General features: G+C 65.5%; 18 protein-coding genes and 1 pseudogene. 13 read left to right on the top strand and 6 right to left on the bottom strand.

All coding sequences use genetic code 11. The features are described from left to right. Window positions 1–421 precede the first annotated feature (421 nt). Window positions 422–1,261, top strand: a complete 840-nt coding sequence (locus AC07O0_RS05160) for a universal stress protein (protein ID WP_494620602.1) — start codon at window positions 422–424, stop codon at window positions 1,259–1,261. A gap of 109 nt (window positions 1,262–1,370) precedes the next feature. Here the strand turns inward: AC07O0_RS05160 and AC07O0_RS05155 are convergent, their stop codons facing one another. After that, on the bottom strand, window positions 1,371–2,210 hold the full coding sequence (locus AC07O0_RS05155; protein ID WP_494620601.1) for an alpha/beta hydrolase: 840 nt from the start codon (window positions 2,208–2,210) through the stop codon (window positions 1,371–1,373). Between the two features lie 433 nt (window positions 2,211–2,643). Here AC07O0_RS05155 and AC07O0_RS05150 point away from each other — a divergent pair, with 433 nt between their 5' ends. The 10 genes and pseudogenes from AC07O0_RS05150 (at window position 2,644) to AC07O0_RS05105 (ending at window position 12,752) form a co-directional block, all read left to right on the top strand. After that, a complete protein-coding gene (locus AC07O0_RS05150; protein WP_494620600.1) occupies window positions 2,644–3,567 on the top strand; it encodes an MBL fold metallo-hydrolase in 924 nt (307 codons plus the stop codon). A gap of 182 nt (window positions 3,568–3,749) precedes the next feature. Then, window positions 3,750–3,914 (top strand): annotated as a pseudogene (locus AC07O0_RS05145) ((2Fe-2S)-binding protein); the annotation flags it as partial. Window positions 3,915–4,096: 182 nt separating this feature from the next. Next, complete coding sequence (locus AC07O0_RS05140) at window positions 4,097–5,032, top strand: MBL fold metallo-hydrolase (RefSeq protein WP_494620599.1); 936 nt, start codon at window positions 4,097–4,099, stop codon at window positions 5,030–5,032. A gap of 360 nt (window positions 5,033–5,392) precedes the next feature. Next, window positions 5,393–5,785, top strand: coding sequence for a response regulator transcription factor (locus tag AC07O0_RS05135; RefSeq protein ID WP_494620597.1), 393 nt, complete (start codon window positions 5,393–5,395; stop codon window positions 5,783–5,785). A gap of 2 nt (window positions 5,786–5,787) precedes the next feature. Next, window positions 5,788–7,869, top strand: a complete 2,082-nt coding sequence (locus AC07O0_RS05130; RefSeq protein WP_494620595.1) for a PAS domain-containing sensor histidine kinase — start codon at window positions 5,788–5,790, stop codon at window positions 7,867–7,869. A 273-nt stretch (window positions 7,870–8,142) separates the two neighbouring features. Continuing rightward, the gene (locus AC07O0_RS05125) at window positions 8,143–8,511 is read left to right on the top strand and encodes an SPW repeat protein (protein ID WP_494620593.1); all 369 of its coding nucleotides are present in this window, start codon (window positions 8,143–8,145) and stop codon (window positions 8,509–8,511) included. Between the two features lie 116 nt (window positions 8,512–8,627). Beyond that, complete coding sequence (locus AC07O0_RS05120) at window positions 8,628–8,846, top strand: hypothetical protein (RefSeq protein WP_494620591.1); 219 nt, start codon at window positions 8,628–8,630, stop codon at window positions 8,844–8,846. A 294-nt stretch (window positions 8,847–9,140) separates the two neighbouring features. After that, the gene (locus AC07O0_RS05115; RefSeq protein ID WP_494620589.1) at window positions 9,141–11,978 is read left to right on the top strand and encodes an MASE1 domain-containing protein; all 2,838 of its coding nucleotides are present in this window, start codon (window positions 9,141–9,143) and stop codon (window positions 11,976–11,978) included. Between the two features lie 280 nt (window positions 11,979–12,258). Continuing rightward, on the top strand, window positions 12,259–12,468 hold the full coding sequence (locus AC07O0_RS05110; protein WP_494620587.1) for a hypothetical protein: 210 nt from the start codon (window positions 12,259–12,261) through the stop codon (window positions 12,466–12,468). A gap of 152 nt (window positions 12,469–12,620) precedes the next feature. Beyond that, a complete protein-coding gene (locus AC07O0_RS05105; protein WP_494620585.1) occupies window positions 12,621–12,752 on the top strand; it encodes a hypothetical protein in 132 nt (43 codons plus the stop codon). 114 nt (window positions 12,753–12,866) lie between these two features. Here the strand turns inward: AC07O0_RS05105 and AC07O0_RS05100 are convergent, their stop codons facing one another. Next, the gene (locus AC07O0_RS05100; RefSeq protein WP_494620584.1) at window positions 12,867–13,322 is read right to left on the bottom strand and encodes a hypothetical protein; all 456 of its coding nucleotides are present in this window, start codon (window positions 13,320–13,322) and stop codon (window positions 12,867–12,869) included. Between the two features lie 48 nt (window positions 13,323–13,370). Here AC07O0_RS05100 and AC07O0_RS05095 point away from each other — a divergent pair, with 48 nt between their 5' ends. Further along, window positions 13,371–13,832, top strand: a complete 462-nt coding sequence (locus AC07O0_RS05095; protein WP_494620582.1) for a MarR family winged helix-turn-helix transcriptional regulator — start codon at window positions 13,371–13,373, stop codon at window positions 13,830–13,832. Window positions 13,833–13,859: 27 nt separating this feature from the next. Here AC07O0_RS05095 and AC07O0_RS05090 read toward each other — a convergent pair whose 3' ends face one another. Next, a complete protein-coding gene (locus tag AC07O0_RS05090) occupies window positions 13,860–14,276 on the bottom strand; it encodes a DoxX family protein (protein ID WP_494620581.1) in 417 nt (138 codons plus the stop codon). Between the two features lie 226 nt (window positions 14,277–14,502). On the opposite strand from AC07O0_RS05090, the gene AC07O0_RS05085 reads away from it, so the two are divergent. Beyond that, window positions 14,503–14,892, top strand: a complete 390-nt coding sequence (locus AC07O0_RS05085) for an iron chaperone (RefSeq protein ID WP_494620579.1) — start codon at window positions 14,503–14,505, stop codon at window positions 14,890–14,892. A gap of 39 nt (window positions 14,893–14,931) precedes the next feature. Here the strand turns inward: AC07O0_RS05085 and AC07O0_RS05080 are convergent, their stop codons facing one another. From AC07O0_RS05080 to AC07O0_RS05070, 3 genes are all read right to left on the bottom strand, one after another. Further along, the gene (locus AC07O0_RS05080) at window positions 14,932–17,103 is read right to left on the bottom strand and encodes a methyl-accepting chemotaxis protein (RefSeq protein WP_494620577.1); all 2,172 of its coding nucleotides are present in this window, start codon (window positions 17,101–17,103) and stop codon (window positions 14,932–14,934) included. A gap of 150 nt (window positions 17,104–17,253) precedes the next feature. Next, entirely contained in the window at window positions 17,254–18,048 is a 795-nt protein-coding gene (locus AC07O0_RS05075; RefSeq protein WP_494620575.1) for an amino acid ABC transporter ATP-binding protein, read from the bottom strand. Beyond that, on the bottom strand, window positions 18,045–18,956 hold the full coding sequence (locus tag AC07O0_RS05070) for an amino acid ABC transporter permease (RefSeq protein WP_494620573.1): 912 nt from the start codon (window positions 18,954–18,956) through the stop codon (window positions 18,045–18,047). Before AC07O0_RS05070 ends, AC07O0_RS05075 begins: the two co-directional genes overlap by 4 nt.

Here is an 18,956-nt window from a genome sequence, read left to right as displayed (position 1 = left end):
GGGCGGCCGCGCCTCCCGCCAGACCGGCGGCGACGGTCATGGTCACGGCGCCCACCAGGACATCGCGGCGGGAGCCAGCGACGGCGTGCGGAATGTCGTTGTGCATCGTTGCGGCCCTTCCAGATTGACGCATGCGGCCGACATGGGTTGCCGGCGACTGCCTTCGCTGCGGACAGTGCGACGGAGCGGCGGGCCAGACTATCGAACGGAAGCATCTGTCACGCGATGCGAAGGTCTAGGGTGCCTGCATCCGCAGATTGGGGAGTGCCTTTCGGAAGAGGCAGATCATGCCGCCCCGGACATAGGTCGATCGGGCCATCTGGCCAGAGGGTCAACTGCCCCAGTCGTTTGTAGCCTGATGAAGGCCAATGTGATCGGCCGAATCCCGGCGGGCGCGGCTCAGCCACATCAGGAGGGCGATATGTTGACCGGCATCAAGAGTGTTTTCGTCGCGATCACCGAAGAGGGACTTCAGGAAACCCATGTCGCACTTGCCTATGCGCTGTCCCTGGCCAAGCTGGCTGATGCGCATCTGACGGTGGAGGCGGCCGCGCGGCGCTATGCGATCCCCTATTCGGCGGTTGCCGATTTCGGGCGCGCGCTGATGTCGTCCGAGAACCGCCGGATCGCCAAGCTCACAGCGGCGCTCGCCGAGACGGCCAGAGCGGAAGCCGATTTCGCCGGCGTGGTCTCCACCGTCGAGAGCGAGCAATCCGGTTTCGCCGAGATGCGGGACCGGCTGGTCAGCCGCGCCCGCGTCGCCGATGTCACCGTGCTCGACGCCGAGGCCTCCGTGTCCGAAATCGATCGCGGCCTGATCGAAGCCGTGCTCTTCGACAGCGGCCGGCCGCTGATCGTCGTACCGCCGGCCCATGCCGGCTTCGATGCCCGGCAGGTGCTCATCGCCTGGGATGGCGGGGCGAGCGCTGCGCGCGCCGTCGCCGACGCCCTCCCCATCCTGCGGGCGGCGGAAGCGGTCGAGATCCTGTCGGTTGCCGGCGAAGGAGAGCTCAAGGGCACGCTCCCCGGAACGGAGCTGGCGCCGCATCTGGCGCGGCACGGGATCAAAGTCACGGTCAAGCTCGCCGAGGCTGCCTATGGAGACGTTGCCGACGTCATCAAGGCGCGCGCCGCCGAGCTGGGAGCGGGGCTGATCGTGGCCGGGGCCTATCGGCATTCGCGGCTGCGCGAGCTCCTGCTCGGGGGCGTCACACAGTCACTGCTGAAGGACTGCGACGTGCCCCTCCTCCTGTCGCATTGAGCGCGATGGTCGCGCCCGGCATGTGGTCGAGCTGACGCCTTGCGGCCGGGCGCCCCCCGGCCGGCAACGCGTCAGCTATCGATTCGGAACGGCGGCTCCGCGCCGCGGCCTATGCCGAGCCGGACAACACCGCCTGCCGACGCGAACGCCGGCTCGAATTCGGAATGTTGGCGATCCGGGCGTTCCGTACCGCCCAGTCGAGGGCGAAATCCGCGACCTCCTCCCAGCCCTCCTGAAGGCAGGTCCAGTGCGAGCGGCGGGGATAGATCTTGAGCTCGGTCTGCGACGGCGCCTGCTTCTGCTTCTCGAACAGGGCCTGCGTCATCCTGGCCTCGGCGATGAGGTCGATGCCGCCGCCGATGAGCAGCAGAGGCGCACGATCGGGGTTGTCCCAGCGGATCTTGCCCGCGGCCGAGACCAGGCCGTCCCAATAGATCTTTCCGGGGGTGGGGACGATGTAGCGCTCGTACATGGCGTCGACCTGGTCCGGCGGCACGGTCTGCGCGAAGCGTGTGCGGAAGAACCCGCGCGACATGGTCATGATGCGGCGCCAGCTTCCCCAGGAAAAGAAGACGGGGAAGGTCGACCTGATGGTCTGCCAGCCGACCAGCACGCCGGAGGTCGGCGCAGGGTCGATGATGACGCCGGCCGCACCGAGGCCGCGGTCGAGCAGGTGCTGGGTGATCGTGCCGCCGAACGAGTGCCCGATCAGGATCGGCGGCTCGGCCAGCGCGCGGATGAGGCGATCATAGTGGTCGATGACCTCGTTGATGCCGACCTTCGCGAGTGCGGGGTCCGGAGCCTCCCGCAGCTCGGCCGGCGGACGGTCGTCGAGCGGCCAGGACGGGGCGATGACCGCGTAGCCCTGCGCTTCATAGCGGGCCTTGAAGCCCTCCCAGCTCCGCGCATTCAGCCAGGCGCCATGGATCAGCATGATGGTCTTGGACATCGGTCACTCCGTTGGATCTGCCGGTAGCCGGACGCGGCCTTCACACAGGCCCCGAAGGCCCTCGGCGCTGGGGTGCCAAGCGGCGCGCACCATCGTCTGCATCGAGGCCGCGGCCACTGATATCGCGTTCTCGGAGCGAGCCTCACCCTGGGCGCCGGTGTACCGACGACATGCGGAAGGCACAGCCGCTGCTCGCCGCTCAAAGCGGCGCCTCCCGACGTTTGCGGTGGATCGCCCATGCCCGCAACGAGGCCGCCATAGACCTTCGCACAGTCCGACCGAGGCTTCCGTTCGATGGCTGCGCCGGTGGCGGCGGTGCAACGTCCCCGGCCAACGGCGCGTGGCTACCCTTGGATGCGAGCACGCCAATCAAGGAAGCCTGCGACGGAAGTGGCCGATCCGGCCGTAGCAAGGCGATCAGCAGGAGACAGACATGACCGCTCAGATGAGCTTCGAAAACACCTCGGCCCAATCCGGGCACGACGAACTGGTGCCGTCGCGCTATGCGCTGAAGATCGGCGACATCGACGTGCTGGTGGTCAGCGATGGCGTGCTGCCGCTGCCGACCGCGATGCTGGCACACAATGTCGACGTGTCCCTTCGGCAGGCCTGGCTGAAGGACATGTTCCTGCCGCCCGACGCTATCGACTGGGCGCTGAACGTGGTCGTCGTGCGCAGTGGCGACAAGACCATCCTCGTCGACGCCGGGCTCGGCTTCGATCCGGACTTGCACCTGCCGCGGGCCGGGCAATTGATCAAGCGGCTGGAAGCCACCGGCATCGATCTCGCGTCCGTGACCGACGTGGTGCTGACCCACATGCACATGGACCATGTTGGCGGGCTGCTCGTCGACGGCGTGAAGGAGCAGCTGCGTCCGGATCTGCGGATCCACGTGGCGGCCGCCGAGCTGAAGTTCTGGGAGGCCCCGGATTTCTCGCACGTCTCCATGCCGGACGGCTTCCCGGATGCGCTGCGCTCCGCCGCCAAGCGGTTTGCGAAACTATATGCCGGCCAGCTGCGGCCATTCGATCAGGAGGTCGAGGTGGCGCCGGGCGTGGTCGTCCAGCGCACCGGCGGCCACACCCCGGGGCACTCCATCGTCCGCCTCGCCTCCGGCGGTGACCGGCTGACCTTCGCCGGAGATCTCGTGTTCCACGTCGGGTTCGAGCACCCGGAATGGTACAACGGCTTCGAACACGATCCGGAAGAAGCGGCGCGCGTTCGGGTCCGTCTCCTGCGGGAGCTGGCGGAGAACAAGGAGCTGCTGGTGGCCACTCACCTGCCCTTCCCCTCCATCTGCCATGTGGCGGTCGATGGCGACGTCTTCCGTTGCGTGCCGGTCGTCTGGGATTACTGATCGCCTGTCGGGCCAGCGATATCGAACCGGGCCCTGCGGCCCGGCGCCGACAAGCGACACCGTCAACGGCAAAGCGCCACGTCGCGTCACCTGCCGATACCGATCGTATCGGCAGGTGACGCACGCGGCTCCAGGTGCCGCGACAGCTTCCCGAAAACCTCGCCGTCGAGAGCCATCGCGCCATGATCGTCTGCTCGTGCAACGTGTTGAGGGAACGGGACGTCCGTTCCGCCGTCGAGGCGCAAGCGCCGCGCTCGCCCAGCCAGGTCTATGGCTGTCTCGGCTGCAATGCGAAGTGCGGCCGCTGCGCACGCACCATCCGCCGCCTCATGGACGAAGCGCTCGGCGACGTGCGGATCAGGCGATCCCAATGACGATGATCTCGGCGATGCAGGCCTCGGCGTGAGCGGACCTTGCGACACCTCAGTCGCCAAGCGGCCGTCCATGGCGGTGCACATCGATCAATAGCAGCGACGGAAGTGGCCGATACGGCCGTGGCCAAAGCTATCGACATCAACAGGAGAAAGATATGGGTCAGCATCAGATGAAGGTGAACGCAGACGTAACCTCACAGCTTGGCAGGCCGAAGGGCGGCGAGCTCGTCCCATCGCGCTACGCCGTGCGGGTCGGCGAGATCGAGGTGCTGGTGATCAGCGATGGCGTTCTGGAGCCGCCGGCCGAGTCGATGGCCACCAACGCCGACCCGGCCGCCCGGGACGCCTGGCTCGACCGCTCGTTCCTGGCGCACGACACGTTCGATTGGGCGCTGAACGCCGTCGTGGTGCGCAGCGGCGGCCAGACCATCCTGATCGACAGCGGCATTGGCGGCGAGGTCCCGGACTTCACACGGGCCGGGCTGTTCGGTCAGCGACTGGCGGCGGCTGGCGTCGACCTGGCCTCGGTGACCGACGTGGTGCTCACCCACATGCATTTCGACCATGTCGGCGGCCTGCTCGTCGACGGCGTGAAACAGCAGCTGCGTCCGGACCTGCGGGTCCACGCATCCGCCGCCGAGGCCAAGTTCTGGGAAGATCCCGATTTCTCCCGCACCGGCATGCCGCCGGCGCTCGCGGAGATCGCCCGGAGCGCCTCGACGCGCTTTCTGAAGGAGTATCGCAGCCAGCTGCGGACCTTCGAGCAGGACCAGCAGGTGGCGCCGGGAGTGACCGTCTCCCGCACCGGCGGCCACACGCCCGGGCACAGCGTGGTCCGCATCGCGTCCGGCAAGGATCGGCTGATGTTCTGCGGCGACGCCATCTTCCCGGTCTCGTTCGAGCACCCCGAATGGCACAACGGCTTCGAACACGACCCCGAGGAGGCGACCCGGGTTAGGCTGCGCCTGATGCAGGAACTGGTGGAGACCGGCGCCTGGCTGGTGTCCACGCATATGCCGTTTCCGTCCGTCGGCCGCGTGGCCGCCGAGGGCAAGCTCTTCCGTTGGGTGCCGGCCTGGTGGGACTACTGACCGCTTCACGGGTCAGGACCGAACCGGCCTAGAGGCCAGCCGGAGTATTGCGATTTCGGGCCAAGCCATGTGGCTTGGCCCTGAGAACCTGCAGTGTCGCATCGCCCGGACCGGACGGCTTCGCCTCAGCAATCCTTTGGCCGCAGTCTCGCGGCCTTCCGGATACCCGCGCCTGGGCCGCAGCGATGGCTATCACCCGGGAGTGGAAAGCCTATCCATTCGTGTAGTGGCGGACCGACAGGGCGCTGCCTAGAAAACAAACATGGATCGCAAGCAATCGGGTCCTGGCCACGACTGCCGAGGCAAGTCATTTCCTCTGGAGCCCGTGGCCTGTCGGCCGCGTGAAAAGGATGTCGCCCCTTGGGTCATCTGTCGACTATCGCAATAGTGGACGATGATGAGCCAGTCCGCGAAGCCCTCGGCGATCTGCTGATCGTTTCCGGGTTCGTCAGCTACACATTCGACAGTGCTGCGGCCTTCCTTGCCGACCGTGGCGTCCATGATTTCGACTGCCTGGTCACCGATATCCGCATGCCCGCGATGAACGGGCTCGAGCTCATGGAGCGGCTTCGTGCCGAAACCGCCGGCCTGCCGGTGATCGTCCTCTCGTCGGTGCTCGACGACCAGATCCGCCTGCAGGCGCATGCGCTGGGAGCCAGTGCCTGTCTCAGCAAGCCTGTAGCCGATGAACGCCTGCTCGAAGCCATCAATGCTGCGATCGATCGCGATCGCTCGCAGCAGCCGGCGCGCTAGAGGTGGCCGACGTGCACGTGGAGCCGCATGTGCCGAGCGAGTTCGCAATTGCGGAACTGGCCTCGGAGAGCATCGTCGCATTCGATGCCGCCGGCAGAATCCGCTACTGGAATCCAGGGGCCGAGGCGCTGTTCGGGTGGCCGGCGCTTGCGATGACCGGACGTGACGTGACCCAGCTGGGACTCGCGGTCGACGACGAAGAGCGGGCTCTGACGCAATTGCTGCAGGAGGGCGTCTGGCAAGGGCGAATTCAGAGGCGTTCGCACAGCGGCGAGACCATTGTCGCCGATGTGCGGCGCCACCTTCGCTATGACGCGTCGGGCGAGCCGCGCGAGGCGATCGAGTTCGCGCGGCCGGCTTCCCAGAGCGATTCATCCCCCGTAGGCGGCAGTTCGACGCTCGACGGGTGGATGGCGGCGAGTTGGGAGATCGACATCACGCCGGCGCAGCCAATTCTCGCGCGTATCGCCGACCAGCGCGACCCGGCCGACGAAGCCAAGCGCGAAGAGCTGTATCATGCCCTCGTCAAGGCGGCGCGCATCGTCGAGGTCAATGAGCGCGCAGCCCGCCTCGTAGGCGGCAATCGCGGACGAGCGCTGATGGCCGGCCAGTCGGTCGCCGCCTTCTGGCCGTTGGCGAGCCGGACGATCCTCGGCGAATTGATCGTCGCGGCCCTCGCCCGGGCCGATGGCGCGAGTTGCCAAGGGCAGCTCCCCAATGTGGGCATATTGCGCGATCCGATGACCACCGTCTGGCGCGCGGACGCGGCGCAGCCCGGGCGCCTGTACATCATGGTGACCGGAATTGCCGACGATGATCGCTCCTACCCCTTCCTTCGCGCCAGCGAAGCGCGCTACCGGAAGCTCATCCACCATATGCCGATCGCGCTCTGGCAGGTCGATGCGAGCCATATGGGCAAGATCTACGCCGAGTTGCGAGCGGCCGGCGTCGGCGATTTCGACCACTACCTGCGAGAGCATCCCGAACTCGTCGAGTTCGCGGCGGCGACGGTCATGGTCACCGACGTCAATCGCAGCGCGATCGATCTCATCGGCGGCGCCGGCGAGCAGGATCTGGTCCGCCCGGTCGGCTATCTCTTTGCCGAAAGCCCGGAAACGCTGCGGCGAGTCATGATCGGCCGCTTCAGCGGGTTCAAGCACCACAGTGAATTCACGAAGCTTCGGACATTCGACGACCGCGTGCTCGACGTGCGGGTCTCGGTGACTTATCCCGAACCCTTGCTCAAGCTCGACACCACCATCTTCAGCTTCGAGGACATCACCGAGCAGCTGCGCATGGAAGCGCAGCTTCGCCAGGTCCAGGCGGATTTCAGCCGCGCCGCGCGCATCTCAACGCTGGGCGAACTCACCAGTTCGATCGCGCATGAAATCAATCAGCCGCTCGCCGCCATCATGACCAACGCCGAGACCAGCCTGCGCTGGCTCGCACGCGCCGAGCCAGATATCGGCAAGGTCCGACAGCTCACGACCCGCGTCGCCGACAGCGCCAGGCGCGCCGACGACATCGTACAACGCATCCGTCGCATGGCGGCGAAGCAGGCGCCTCAGCCCGCTCCATTGGCGCTCAACGACGTTGTCGAGGAAAGCCTGATCTTCGTCCGTCATGAGATCGAGACGCGCAACATCAGGATCACGACCTCCTATGCACGTCGGCTTCCGACGATCACCGGAGACCGCATCCAGATTCAGCAGGTCGTGGTGAATCTGCTAATGAACGCAGTGCAGGCGGTCGAGGGCCGGGGCGATGGTGAGATCACGGTATCGACCGACATCGACGCGACAGGTGCCATCATCTTCCTCTTGCGCGACAACGGGCCGGGTATTCCGCCTGAACATCTCAGCCGCATCTTCGATGGCTTCTTCACCACCAAGGAGCAAGGGATGGGCATCGGGCTCGCGATCTGCCAATCCATCGTCGCCGCACATGGCGGCGCGATAGCTGCAGCCAATCGGGCCGAGGGCGGCGCGGAATTCCGCGTCACCCTGCCGCGCGCCAGTTTTCAGGCGAATGTCGAGCAGAGGAGCGGGAGCAGCTACGGCCCGGAAGTGCCGGCCGATGCGTGATTGGGCCGCCCAACCAGTCCGATGGTCTAGTGCAGGACGTCAAAAATCCTCAATGCGATAGCTGCCGCCAGCAGAGACGACTTTATGTGGCTCAATACCTATGCCGCGGCACGAGCCGTACAATCCCGGCGACCAGCCGTGCTCGCTATAGGCATCGCCTGAGAGATGCCTGCGTAGAATAGCTCAGTGAGCTGGAATTCTTCACCCTGATCGAGCCTTCAATCTCAATGGACATTTGAGATTTCGAAGGATTTCGAATTTGAGGAGAAGAACATGGCAAATGAAGTACCGAGCAAAGGTCTTGAATGGACCAACCTCGTTCTGGGCGCAGGCCTGGCCTGCGCCGCCTTCTGGTTCACCGAACTGCCTGCAGCGGCCTGGAATGCAGGCATTGTCGGCTTGTTGATCGCCTGCTGTTCGGCCCTGGCGCTCGTCCGCTACGGACATTGGATCGAATGGTCCAACCTGACCCTGGGATGCTGGGCGGTCGTCGCACCGTTCCTGCTCGGCTTCAAATCGGTGGAAGGGCCGATGTGGACCCATACCGTGATCGGGCTCTGCGTGGCGACGATCGCCGCCGCGCAGCTCGTCGCCAGTCGCAAGGCTCCGGACACGAGCGGCAAATCCCTCGGCTCGCGATAGACGAGGCCAAACAGCGGGGCGGATGCGCGGGTCTGCTGTCGCGCCCGTCCCCGGAACGCTGCTGATGCCTCTGAGCAGACCTTCCCGTGGACTCAAGCCCAACGAGGGAACGGATCATGGAGCGCTCGCCTCCCGAACCAACGCTCGAAGACTTGCTGGCAGAGCCCATCATCCAGCTCGTGATGAGACGCGACAACATTGCTGCAGACGAATTGCGGCAGATCGTTCACGAGGCTCGGGAGCGTCGAGATCTGGAACATTCCCGATCAGAACGCGATCACGAACGCCAGGGCCTGCCCCGATCAGCCGGCGCGGCTGAGCTGATCGCAACATGATCTCTTCAAACGATAAAACAAGGGACGGATTCGCCGGTCAGATCGAGCCGATCTGACCGCATCCGATTCCCACGCCCTGTTCGATCTCGCGTCATTCCTATCTTACGATTTTCGTTTCGGCTTGATCGTCAATTTCCTGGCGTGCGACGCGTCGTTCGGAAGCGCATTCCCGTTCCCCGCATCGTCATCTGCGTCCCGATGGGTACCCTCCTGAGTTGGCCGACGCGGTACCGAGAACGGTGCTATACGACGGCTGATAGTCCCCGGGCTTGCCTCACGGCGAAGGAGCGGCCAGTGACGACAGCGTCCAACTCACATGGCGAAGCCGACGATCGGCAGCCGGACCGATGGTCGCAAATCTGGTCACACCGCCCGCAACTCCGGCGCCTCGGTCTCTTTGTCGTGGCCTATGTCCTAGGCTGTGCGTTTGCACAGTCGCTGGCGATTGTGCCCGAGACGGGGATTTCCATCTGGCCTCCGGCCGGGCTTTTTGTCGCGACGCTGATCGTCACATCGGGCTATAGCTGGCCGTGGTGGGTCGCTGCGGCCTGCCTGGCCGAACTCGTCAGCAATCTCGTCTGGTTTCACAACCCGCTGCCGGTCGCGTTCCTGATCAATGCCGGCAACGCGCTCGAGGCCGTGGTTGCGGCCTGGCTCGTGACCAGAACCTGCAAGCGGCCGGTGCGCCTGGAAACCTTGCAGGAAGTCCTTGCATTCGTTGCCCTGGCTGCGGGTATCGCCCCGATCCTGAGCGCGACGGTGGGCAGCGCGACCCTCGCATGGTTCAACATGAAGCCGCATTCCTTCGCGGCGGCCTGGCCGCTGTGGTGGATCGGGGATGCGACGGGGGTTCTGATCGTGGCGCCGCTGGCGCTGGCCGTTTTCCAGAATTGGCGCGGCGAGGTGCGGTTTTCAGCCGCCCGCTGGCTGGAGGCTTTCGTCGTCGGGGTGATCCTGCTCGGTGTCGCCGCGCTGTCCCTGGGCGGCTACCTGCCTTTCGCTTATATCGTCATGCCGCCGCTGCTGTGGGCTGCGGTTCGGTTCGAATACAGAGGTGCCGCCGTCAGCCTCGCCCTGCTCGCGCTGATAACCGCGGCCTTCACGCTGTCCGGCGACAGCCAGTTCGCCGGCGCCCCCGAGACGCAGCGCCACCGACAGATCATGCTGCAGCTTTTTCTGGCGATTTCGGCTTTCTCCGCGCTGGTCGTGGCTGCCATATCCCGCCAATACCATCAATCGCTACTGACTTTGCGCCGCAGCGAGCAGCAGCTTCAGCAAATGATCGACACGCTTCCCGTCCGCATCTGGAGCGCGACGCCCGATGGCAGGCCCTTGTACTTCAACAAGCGGTATCAGGACCATTTCAATGCCGTTGTCCCGAACCTCGCGCCGCTCGAGGCATCAAACATCCTGGAACTGGTCAATCAGCTCATTCATCCCGAAGACGGCCCCGAGGTGCAACGGGCCATGCGAACCTGTCTTGAAACTGCCGACGCCGCAGTCATGCGGTTTCGCTGGCTCGAGAAGGGCAGCGCCTATCGCTGGGCGGAGTGCCGGGTGGAGCCCCGTCGTGATGAAAGCGGGGCGGTCGCCGAATGGTACGGCGTTTCCATCGATATCGACGATCAGATGCGCCTTTATAGCGATGTTCAGGAGCGGGAGGCGCGGATTCGGCGACTGGTCGAGTCCGATATCATCGGGATCGTGATCTGGGACCTGGACGGACGGCTGATCGACGCCAATGACGCGTTTCTCCGCATGGTCCAGTACGACCGCGCGGATTTGCAGGCGGGACTGCGATGGCTCGATATGACGCCTCCGGAGTGGCAAGGCGAGCATGTTCGCAATGAGCTGAACGAGCTCAAGGAAACGGGCAAATTGCAGGCTCGCGAGAAGGAATACTTAAGAAAAGACGGCAGCCGTGTGCCGGTGCTGGTCGGTGCAGCCCGCTTCGAGGGGCAGTCCGCGCAAGGGGTCGCCTACGTTCTGGATCTGACCGAACGCAAACGTGCAGAATCGACATTGCACGACCGTGAGCGCGAGCTCGCACAGCTCGTCGACATGCTTCCCGTGTATATCAGGCGCCTGTCACCCAAAGGCGAGCCGATCTTCTTCAACAAGCGGCTGTCAGATTTCATCGGCGTGGATCTGGCGGACATAGGCGCAGCCGGCACGAGCCGACTGCGCCCGGCCGTCGAAAACTTCGTCCACCCCGATGATGCTGCCAAAGTCGTGGCGGCGCTCGGCCAGGCCGTCGCCACTGGCGAGGCCTACACCATGAGATATCGCATGCGCGGCGCGGACGGGGTGTATCGCTGGCTCGAGACTCGGGCCGAGCCGGTGCGGAATCAGGATGGAACGATCGCGCAATGGTATTCGATGTCGATCGACATCGAGGATCAGGTGCGCGCGATGCAGGCGGACGAGGCGCTGCGGCGCGCCTCCAGCGAACTGGCCAAGGCGACACAGGCCGCCAGTCTTTCCGAACTTTCAGCTTCGATCGCCCATGAGGTGAACCAGCCGCTGGCCGCTATCGTGGCGAATTCGCATGCCTGCCAGCGTTGGCTCACGGCCGCACCGCCCAATCTCGAGCGCGCACAGATGACCGTGGAGCGCATCATCCGCGACGCCAATGCCGCCGCCGACGTCGTGAGCCGGATCCGCGCCCTGTTCAAGCAGTCCGTGGAGACAAGGACGAGCACGGTTCTCGGCAGCGTCATCGAGGAGGCGCGCAAGCTCATTGCCGACGAAGCGGCGCGGCGGCGGGTCCACGTCGATCTCGACGTCGAGAACGAACTTCCACTCATCACGCTGGACCGCATCCAGATCCAGCAGGTGCTGGTCAACCTCATGCGCAACGGCATCGAAGCGACGGACGCCGCTGCGGATGAGAGGTCGCTCGGCGTGCGCGCGCGCCGCCTCGGGGATTCGGTGCAAGTCGAGATCAGCGATCACGGCCCCGGCATCGAATTTCCCGACAGGATCTTCGAGCCCTTCTTCACCACGAAGGAGCATGGCATGGGCATGGGCCTGGCGATCTGCCGCTCGATTGTCGAGTCACACGGCGGGCGGTTGTGGGTCGAAGAAAACAAGCCGCGCGGCGCGACGTTCATCTTCACCTTGCCGGCTTAGGTGAGGCAACAACACGACGGCGAATGACGATGGAGCAATCCCCACTTGGCCTCCCCTCGCCTGACATCAGTCGGACGACACGGCAAAGCATCTGACGGGGCTAAATGCGGTTCACGCACGGCCAGCGGCACAGCCTTCTCTCCATGCGAGGCAACCAAGCGAAAAGAGGAGAACTCAAGCGGCCTGTCGGCGCCTGAATCGCCGGAAAGACCGAAACTCCCGCAGATCGCATTACCGCCAAGAATGGCTGGTCGATTGTGCCATCCCCAGGAGGAACGACATGCGCTTCACGCTGATCATCATTGCCCTGGCTCTTTCCGGCTGCGGCGGCTCCGACCAACCCAATGGAGTCGCCCGGAACCTGACCTTGGGAACGGCACAATGCTCCAAGTTCGCCTGGGGAACCTCTCAGATGGCCGAGTGCCTTGATCGGGCCGCAGCCAGCCAATCGGCGACGGTCGGTGGCGCGAAGCAGGGCGACAGCGGCTGATACCGCACGATATCAGAGCTCTGGTCCCGGTAGTCCCATCACAAGTCGGCGAGATCGCGTCGCACCCGCTCACGCGCCTTGTGCACTGCAACAATTGTTCATATGTAACACGTGCCTCAAGCAACCTCCCCAACATTCGAAAGGAGCGATCCATGCTGGAAAGGCACGATTGTGAGTGTGCGCTCGAGACCGAGCACGACCACGAAGAGAACCACGAAGCGCAGCAGCAGGACGACACCGAAACGTTCTCGCCGCGCGACCACCAGGCGGGCTTCTGGAGCTAGAAGCCGAGACGAGTGCGGAGGGCTTTGGTGCCCTCCGCCGACTACGGCGAGGCAGACGAACCCGCCCGCGCGATGCCGGCCTGAACGAGCCCGAGCTGCGCCCCTCCCCCTATATCACGCCAACGTCGAGCCACAGGCCGCAGCGAAAGCCGCCAGCGCAGCGAGGCTGGTGAGCAATGCCAGCGGAAACCGCATCAGGCTGCGCCTCGTCCAGTCGCGCGCGGCGATTTCATCGACCGTCTCCGCCTTCTCGAACGCGATCGCCTTCGGGATCATGTCGAAGGCCGACCAGAGCCGCAGCACAACATGCGCGGCGAGAGCCAGCAGCAAGGCCCGGCGGACTCCGTCATTGCCCCAACCGAGATAGAGCGTGACGAGCAGGACGAGCTCGAAGGCGGTATGGGCTGGAATCCAGAACCCGGCACGCCAGATCCCGCCCTTGCGGGGTTGGACGATCTCCGGCTTGCGGGGCCAGGCCCGGTCGACGACGCCATGCTCGAAAATGCCGCCGCCCAATCCGATATTGGCCAGAAGCGCCGTCAGCGCCGTGGACAGCACGACCGCATCCATGGAATTATCTCTTCAGCTAATTATCTTTGCAACTAAGATATGTGACGAATGGCCCTTCCAAGTCAAGACCAGGCGATCGCGCGCCTGACGACGGTCCTGCGTCGGATGGGCGCCGCCAGCGCCCTGCACAGCCAGGCGGTCGCCAAGCGGGTCGGCCTCGCCTCGGTCGATCTCGAATGCCTGGACCTGATCCTGCTGGCCGGTCCCGTGACCGCCGGGCAGATCATGGAGCACACCAAGCTGACCAGCGGCGCCGTGACCGGCCTGATCGATCGCCTCGCCAGGAAGGGCTATGTCGAGCGGGCTGCCGATCCGCAGGACCGACGCAAGGTCCTGGTCCGGATCGTGCCGGAGGCGGTCAGGCCGATCGAGAATCTCTTCATCCCGATGGCAGAGCGATCGGCGGCGATCATGGCGCAGTACAGCGTCGAGGAGCTCGACCTGATCGCCGGCTTCGTCGAGAAGGGCACCAAGCTCGCGCTGGAACGCGCCAAGGAGCTGGACGGCTAGCGGCGCCGCCCAGCCTGTCTCGCGACGTTACCGCTTGACCGACGCCATGTCGGACGACTCCCGAGCGAAGGGAAACAGGGCCTGCAGCCGGCGGTCGCGCAGCCAGAGGCCTCCCCACATGAACAGCCCGAGATAGAGGCTGAAGAGCACATGGCTGAAGAGCGGGCTTCCGACCCGGATTTGCGTCGCCATCGCGCCGCCCAGCAGGCCCATCATCAGGATCGCGCCCAGCACGGCCGTACGCGGGACGAGGTAGAGCACGAGGCACGCCAGCTCGATCAGGCCGATCATGAAGGCATAGCCGGCCGGCCAGCCGAGCTGCGCCATCGTCTCCTCGGCAATCGGCATGCGCAGCAATTTGGGCGAGATGGATGCGCCCAGCATGAAGAGCGCAAAGACCCCTGTCAGGACGCGACCCGTCCAAAGCGCAGCGTTGGTGTTCATGAAACTCTCCCTCGATACCGGAGCCAGCAAACCTCACCGTGCGCCATTGCATGACAGGAATGATCCTGCGGTCAGGTCCTCACCGAGCGTGGGATTCTTACTGACGCGTGATGGAACCGATCATGCGAAGCTCGATCGCATCGCCACCACCGCCCTGGGCTGCTGGCCGAGGTGAACGGCCCGCCAAAAACCGCGACGCGAGCGCATCTGAACCGAGGAGACCCCGATGGCCCTGACCGACTTCAAGACGATCGACGACTACCTCGCCAGCCTCAGCGACGAGAACAGGGCTGGCGTCGAGGCCATATGCGCCGCGATCAGGCGGGCCGTTCCGGAGGCCGAAAGCGTCATCAGCTACCAGATCCCGGCCTTTCGCCATGGTGGCGGCTGGATCTTCTATGTCTCGGCCCACAAGGACCACTACTCGCTCTCCTGCCCGCCCCCGATCCCGTCCTTCGAGGCGTTCAAGGACGAGCTCGCGCGCTACGCCAAGACGAAGTCGGCGCTTAAGCTGCCGAAGAAGGAGCCGCTCCCGATCGAGCTGATCGAAAAAATGGCGGCCCTTCACGCGAGCCACAATCTGGCGCTGGCTGGGAAGAAGCGCGGGAAGGCGTGACGTTGCAGCCACGCCCTGCCTCCTCGCACCTGACGCCTTTCAGGCTGCGTGGCGCGCAGCGAGATTCGTCGAGGCTTGCCCGCGTGATGCCTCGGGCGCCTCGAGGTTGAAATAGGAAACCAGCGCGGCGAGCCTGTCGGCCTCCTGCGCCAGGGCCTGGGAGGCTGCGGTCGACTGCTCGGCCATGGCGGCGTTCTGCTGCGTCGCCTGGTCCATCTCGTTGACCGCGGTGTTGACCTCCTGCAGGCCCGTCGCCTGCTCCTGCGCAGCCGAGGCGATCTCGGCCACCAGCGAGGTGGCACGGGTGATCTCGCCCGACATCCGCTCCAGCGCCGTTCCGGTCTGGCCGACCAGCGCGACACCCTTCTCGACCTCGACGCTGGATGCGGTGATCAGCCCCTTGATCTCCTTGGCCGCATCCGCCGAGCGCTGCGCCAGCGCGCGCACCTCGGAGGCGACGACCGCAAAGCCCTTGCCGGCATCGCCAGCACGCGCCGCCTCGACCGAGGCGTTGAGGGCGAGCAGGTTGGTCTGGAAGGCGATCTCGTCGATGACGCCGACGATCTGCGAGATCTCGTCAGAGGATTTCTCGATGCCGCTCATGGCGGCGACGGCCTCACGCACGATCTGGCCGGACTGCTCGGCCTCGCCCTTGACCTGGGTCGTGGCGAGGCTCGCCTGACGCGCACCCTCGGCGGTCTGGCGCACGGTCGCGGTCAATTGGTCGAGCGCGGTCGCGGTCTCCTCGACGGAAGAAGCCTGCTGCTCGGTGCGGCTGGCGAGGTCGTCGGCCGCCTGGCTGATCTCGCCCGCGCCCGCCTTCATGCTCTCGGTACTCGTCGCGATCCGCCGCATCGTGTCGCGCAGCTTTCCGATCGCCGCGTTGAAGTCGTCCTTCAACTTGGCGTAGGCGGCTGCCACCGGCTGATCGATGCGATAGCCGAGATTGCCATTGGCGAGATGCTCCAGGCCGGTCCCCAGCACCGAGACCACCACCGCCAGCTGCTCGGTGGCGTCCTGGCGCTCGGCCTCGTTACGCGACCGCTCGGCATCGGCGGAATGGCGCTGGGCCTCGACCTCCTGCTGGGCATGACGCCTTTCAGCAGCGATGGCTTCCTTCTCGATGGCGGCGCGCTTGAAGACATCGACCGCCTGCGCCATCTCGCCAATCTCGTCACGACGCGACAGCGAGGGAACGAGCACGTCGCGATCGCCCTGCGCCAGCGCCGTCATCGTGCTGGTCATGCCGCGCACCGGGGCGGCGATCCAGCGGTTCAGCATCCAGGCGCAGGCGATCGCCGAGATCAGGCTGACGAGCGCGACCAGGGCCGAGGCCGACAGCGCAGCATCCATGATCGAGCTCAGGGCGGAGATGTCGGAGACCAGCGCATAGGCTCCGATCACATCGCCGCGGTAGTCCTTGACCGGCGCGTAGACGATGGCGCTGTCGCGCCCGGCAATGGCGAGACGCTGAACCTCCGTCGTCCCACCCAGGCCGAGACGCAAGCCCTCCTGCGAGAGCAGGCCGTCATCGGGAAGCGTCGAGGCGAAGCGCTTGAGCTCGCCATTGGCCAGGACGAAGAAAGCGATGTCGTTGCCGGAGATCTTCTTGAACGCGTCGAAGAAGGCCTGGCCGAAGCTAAGTCCGACCTCGACCGTCCCGACGGCCTTCCCCTCGAAACGCACCGGCATCACGCCGCGCACGCCAAGGCCCTCGACGCCGTTCTCGAGGCCGAAGACCGGCTTGCCCGCCTTGTTGGCCTCGACCACCGTGAAGCGGAAGGAAGACAGGTCATCGCCGAACTTCTCCGGACGATGCGCGCGCAGGAACGAGGTCGCCGGCGCAACGTGGAACTGCAGCTGGACGACGCCGTCATTCGCCTTCAGCGCGGCGAAGCCGGGGACAGTTGCCGCGGCCAGGGCGTCTCGATCACCGGCAGCGAAACGCGCCTGGATCTGGGCATTGCTCGCGATGACATGTGCCATGGAGACGGCGCGCTTGATCTCGCTGTCCAGGCTGGTGCGCAAGGTTTCCTGCGCGCTGGTCATTTCGCGGGCGATGGTCTCGGTCAGAATCCGGTTGCCGAGCCGCTGCGTCGAAAAGGCGCCGGCCGCGGCGACCAGTGCGACGGCGGCCGTCAGGGCCATGCCGATGACCGCGCCGACACCTGTCAGGCGAAAGCGCTGCCGCGGCGATTGCGGACGGCCCATGCTCAGTCTCCCCGGTCTTCGCACCTCTTTCCATCAAGATATTCGGATATCTGATAATGATCGTTTAACATTAACCAAGGCGCCTTGCCGGGCCGCCAAGGCAGCCCGGCGCGCTTGCGCCAGGGGATAACCCTGAAGGGTTGCGATCCCTCAGGCCGCTTCGCGAATGAAGCGGCTGAGGAAGAGCCTCGTGCGCGGATGGCTCGGATTGGCCAGCACCTGTTCGGGCGGGCCCTGCTCGACGACGAGGCCGCCATCCATGAAGACGACACGGTCGGCCGCCTCGCGGGCAAAGCCGATCTCATGGGTGACGACGATCATGGTCAGGCCCTGGCCGGCAAGATCGCGCATCGTCGAAAGCACCTCGCCGACGAGCTCGGGATCGAGCGCCGAGGTCGGCTCGTCGAACAGCATCAGCTTCGGCCGGATCGCCAGCGCCCGGGCGATGGCGACGCGCTGCTGCTGGCCGCCGGAAAGCTGGCGCGGATAGGCGTTTGCCTTCTCGGTCAACCCGATGCGGGCGAGCAGCTCCATGGCGTAGTCGGTCGCTTCCTTGCGACTGCGGCCATGGACGCCGACCGGCGCCTCGATGATGTTCTCCAGCGCCGTCATGTGCGGGAAGAGGTTGAACTGCTGGAAGACCATGCCGATCTGGCGGCGCTGGGCCGCGATGGCGCGGGCCGAGAGCTTGATCAGCCGCTCGCCACTGAGCCGGTAGCCGATCTGCTCGCCGGCGACCATGATCGAGCCGCGCTGGATCGCCTCGAGATGGTTGATGCAGCGCAGGAAGGTCGACTTGCCGGAGCCGGACGGGCCGAGCACGACGACGACCTCGCCCGGCATGACGTCGAGATCGATGCCCTTCAGCACCTCGTTGTGGCCGAAGGATTTGTGGACGTTGCGGGCGCTGACCAGCGGCGCGCCCTCGCTCGCGATCCGGCTCATGGCGTCGCCTCCGCAATGACCGGCATACGTTCCGTCGCACCGCGTTCGCCGCGGGCATAGTAGCGCTCGATGAAGCCCTGGCCGATGTTCAGGACCGTGGTGATAATGAGATACCAGATCACCGCGACCATCAGCATCGGGACGACCTCGAAAGTGCGGTTGTAGACCGCCTGCACCGAATAGAGCAGATCGGCCATGGCGATGACGCTGACCAGCGAGGTCGCCTTGATCATGCTGATCAGCTGGTTGCCGGTCGGCGGCACGATCGAGCGCATCGCCTGCGGGATGATCACCCGCCACAGCGCCCGCGCCCGCGTCATGCCGAAGGCGTCGCTCGCCTCGGTCTGGCCCTTGTCGACCGAGAGCAGGCCGCCGCGGATGATCTCGGCCATATAGGCGGCCTCGTTGAGCGAGAGGCCGGCGATCGCCGCCGTCATCGGCGTGATCAGGTCATTGGTGTGCCAGCTGACCAGCGTCGGCCCGAACGGGATCGAAATCGAGATCTCGGGGAAGAGCGTCGAGAGATTGTACCAGAAGATCAGCTGGACCAGCAGCGGCGTGCCGCGGAAGAACCAGATGAACAGACCGGCGAGGCCGCTGAACAGCCGATCGTCGGAGAGCCGGGCGATCGCCAGCAGGAGGCCGATGATGACGCCGATCACCATCGCCACCACGGTGAGGCCGAGCGTGACGTAGAGCCCGCGCAGGATCGACTCGGCCGTGAACCATTGCGCCACGACTGGCCAGCCGAAATTCGGGTTCCAGGCGACGATCCAGGCGAAATTGGCGGCGACCGCGAGCACGAAGGCCCAGGTCAGCCAGCGCCCCCATTCGACCGGGCGGTGGGCGTTGGCGACGTCGCGCAGCGTCGCCTGCCGGTCGTGCATCGGCTCAGCCGCGCTGCTCAT

This window comes from Allobosea sp. GW821-FHT10B12 (genome assembly GCF_059415545.1).
The sequence above is the reverse complement of the archived record's forward strand: the minus strand, read 5'-3'. Positions and strand labels throughout refer to the sequence as shown.

Coding starts and splice junctions, on each gene's coding strand:
- AC07O0_RS05085 (WP_494620579.1), top strand. CDS start 14,503: ATGGCCCTGACCGACTTCAAGACGATCGACGACTACCTCGCCAGCCTC.
- AC07O0_RS05095 (WP_494620582.1), top strand. CDS start 13,371: ATGGCCCTTCCAAGTCAAGACCAGGCGATCGCGCGCCTGACGACGGTC.
- AC07O0_RS05140 (WP_494620599.1), top strand. CDS start 4,097: ATGGGTCAGCATCAGATGAAGGTGAACGCAGACGTAACCTCACAGCTT.
- AC07O0_RS05075 (WP_494620575.1), bottom strand. CDS start 18,048: ATGAGCCGGATCGCGAGCGAGGGCGCGCCGCTGGTCAGCGCCCGCAAC.
- AC07O0_RS05155 (WP_494620601.1), bottom strand. CDS start 2,210: ATGTCCAAGACCATCATGCTGATCCATGGCGCCTGGCTGAATGCGCGG.
- AC07O0_RS05070 (WP_494620573.1), bottom strand. CDS start 18,956: ATGAGCAGCGCGGCTGAGCCGATGCACGACCGGCAGGCGACGCTGCGC.
- AC07O0_RS05150 (WP_494620600.1), top strand. CDS start 2,644: ATGACCGCTCAGATGAGCTTCGAAAACACCTCGGCCCAATCCGGGCAC.
- AC07O0_RS05100 (WP_494620584.1), bottom strand. CDS start 13,322: ATGGATGCGGTCGTGCTGTCCACGGCGCTGACGGCGCTTCTGGCCAAT.
- AC07O0_RS05120 (WP_494620591.1), top strand. CDS start 8,628: ATGGAGCGCTCGCCTCCCGAACCAACGCTCGAAGACTTGCTGGCAGAG.
- AC07O0_RS05125 (WP_494620593.1), top strand. CDS start 8,143: ATGGCAAATGAAGTACCGAGCAAAGGTCTTGAATGGACCAACCTCGTT.
- AC07O0_RS05090 (WP_494620581.1), bottom strand. CDS start 14,276: ATGAACACCAACGCTGCGCTTTGGACGGGTCGCGTCCTGACAGGGGTC.
- AC07O0_RS05110 (WP_494620587.1), top strand. CDS start 12,259: ATGCGCTTCACGCTGATCATCATTGCCCTGGCTCTTTCCGGCTGCGGC.
- AC07O0_RS05080 (WP_494620577.1), bottom strand. CDS start 17,103: ATGGGCCGTCCGCAATCGCCGCGGCAGCGCTTTCGCCTGACAGGTGTC.
- AC07O0_RS05160 (WP_494620602.1), top strand. CDS start 422: ATGTTGACCGGCATCAAGAGTGTTTTCGTCGCGATCACCGAAGAGGGA.
- AC07O0_RS05105 (WP_494620585.1), top strand. CDS start 12,621: ATGCTGGAAAGGCACGATTGTGAGTGTGCGCTCGAGACCGAGCACGAC.